Annotated in this window: 3 protein-coding genes; 1 reads left to right on the forward strand and 2 read right to left on the reverse strand. The window is 71.4% G+C overall.

Annotated elements, in window-relative coordinates; genetic code table 11:
- The coding region (locus HY703_10765; protein ID MBI4545668.1) for an NAD-dependent epimerase/dehydratase family protein at window positions 1-314 on the reverse strand (314 nt) is incomplete at its 3' end.
- Window positions 314-652 (reverse strand): hypothetical protein, encoded by a 339-nt coding sequence (locus HY703_10770; GenBank protein MBI4545669.1) that lies wholly within the window; start codon window positions 650-652, stop codon window positions 314-316. The genes HY703_10765 and HY703_10770, both read right to left, overlap by 1 nt.
- Before the next feature lie 652 nt (window positions 653-1,304).
- Here HY703_10770 and HY703_10775 point away from each other — a divergent pair.
- A complete protein-coding gene (locus HY703_10775) occupies window positions 1,305-1,613 on the forward strand; it encodes a cold-shock protein (protein ID MBI4545670.1) in 309 nt (102 codons plus the stop codon).
- The last annotated feature ends 487 nt before the right edge of the window (window positions 1,614-2,100 follow it).

The following is a 2,100-nucleotide window of genomic DNA, read 5'->3' on the forward strand; positions in this document are numbered from 1 at the left end:
GCCACAGCCCCCAGGAACGCCTGCGTGCCTCCCACATTCGCCCGCTCCATGGCCCGCTCGTCCACCACCCCGATCTCGTAGGCCGCGGCCAGGTGGTAAGCGACCTCAGCCCCGTCCAGCGCGCCGGTGAGAAGCGCCGCGTCCGTCAACTCACCGTGGACCAGCTCGGCGCCCAGCCGCTCCAGCTCCTCGGCAGCCGACGTCGGCCGGACCAGGCAGCGCAGGCGGTACCCGCTTTCCGCCAGGCGCCGGGCGAGGCGGCCGCCGATGAAGCCCGTGGCACCCGTCAGGAATGCCAGGCGAGTCTCCGCCATCACGCCTGCACCAGCCCCGACGCAAACCACCCGATCTGGACCGCCCGTCCTGCACCGAGCCCGTCCGTACTCGAAATGATCACATCCAGCTCCCGCGTGCGCTCGAGCCGCTTCTGGCTCGGCCGGCCGCCCGTCGCCGAGAACGCCAGGATCCGCACCACCCGCTCCTCACCCCCCGGCCCCTGCAGCCGCAGCGCGCGCCCGGGACGCAGATCCGCGAGTCGCGGCCCGCCCTCGACGAGCCGCAAGCGCAGAAGCGTCCCCCGCAGCGGCACGTCCAGCACGTCGGAGACACGGAAACGGAACGGCGCCCCGCCGCCTACTCCTGTTCTCGCCAAGTGCCATCCGTCCTTGCCAAAAGGTGGAATCCCCGGCCCGCCCGCTTCCGGGGCGGTGGCAGGGTAGTGCCCCGCCCCCGGCGCCGTCAATCGCCCGGTGGAAGCCACGCACCTCTGCACCTGAAGCTCCGGCGGAGTGCAGAGGCACCCGGGTGGCGCTCGGCGGACGGTGTGGAGGGGCGGGCACGGAGCGCTTGGAGCGAGGGGAGACCCTGCAAGCCGGCACTGGGCGTCACCTCGCTTTCCCCTCGGTCGCGGAAAATCCCGCCGGCCGAGCAGGCTCCGAGAAGCGGGAGCGCTGCCCGCGGAGGGCATCCGGGTGCACTCCAGCCCCGCGCCCGAGTGATGTGCGGCAAACCCAGCAAACCTGGCAAACCTGGAAAACCTGGAGGTCTCTCTTGACTTCTGCCGGTACCACCCGTATCTTCGGCCCCGTGATCGGTGGGCCTGGGTGGCCGCCGCTCACGTAAGCACACGACGCACAGCGGGTTTTCCGGCAGTGGCGCCTTTCTGAAAAAAGAATTGGGACCTGCGGAACCAGCGGGTCCCTTTTTGCTTTGCGCCGGCCGCGGGCGCGGATCAGCGGCATCAGGGTACGGGCAACATCGCACCGCACCCCACTATCACCCCAATTCACACGAGGAGTATGGCGATGGCTCGTACCACCGGCACAGTGAAGTGGTTCTCACAGGAGAAGGGCTTCGGCTTTCTCCACCAGGAAAACGGACCGGACGTCTTCGTCCACTACAGCGCCATCGAAGGCCAGGGCTTCAAGGTCCTCTATGAGGGCGAGGAAGTCGAATTCGATGTCGTCGAGGCGGACAAAGGGCTGAAGGCGCAGAACGTGGTGCGCCTGAACCCGCCCGCCGAGCCGCCGCCGCGCGGCCCGCGCCGCGAGGGGCAGGGCCGGCCGGGCGGCACCGGCTTCGGCGGCAACCGCCGCTACGAGGGTCAGGCCTGACCCGCCTTCCGCAGAACCACACTGTGCAGCGCAACGCGGAGCGCCCGCGGCCCAGGTCGCAGGCGCTCCGCGTTTCATTCCAGAGCGCCCGGCCGCCCTTGACCCGCCATGGCCCGTGCGCGCACACTCCATGGGGACGATATGAGCCGGGGCTATAACAACGACCCCCGCCGCCAGGCGCGCATCACCCGCGTGAAGCGCGGGCAGGGCCCGGTGCCGCCTGCCCGGCCTGCCCCCAAGCAGCCGCAGCCCGGGCGCCGCGGCAAGCCCGGCGGCCCGCCGCGCCGCTCCGCGTGAGGCCGCTCGGCGAAGCGTCGGCCCCCAAGCCGCCCCCAGGGTCCGCCGGCGCCCCACCTCCAGGCCCCCTGGACCTCGACCCCGAGTCCATGCGCCGGCTGGGCTACCGCGTCGTGGACACGCTCGTCGAGCGCCTGGCCCGGCTGGACCAATCACCCGCATGGCAGGGCGCCTCCCGCCCAGAGATGGA

The organism is Gemmatimonadota bacterium (assembly GCA_016209965.1).
Taxonomy (GTDB): domain Bacteria; phylum Gemmatimonadota; class Gemmatimonadetes; order Longimicrobiales; family RSA9; genus JACQVE01.

Bases quoted from the DNA above. Each gene is read 5' to 3' on its own strand.
- HY703_10775 (MBI4545670.1), top strand. From the start codon at position 1,305: ATGGCTCGTACCACCGGCACAGTGAAGTGGTTCTCACAGGAGAAGGGC.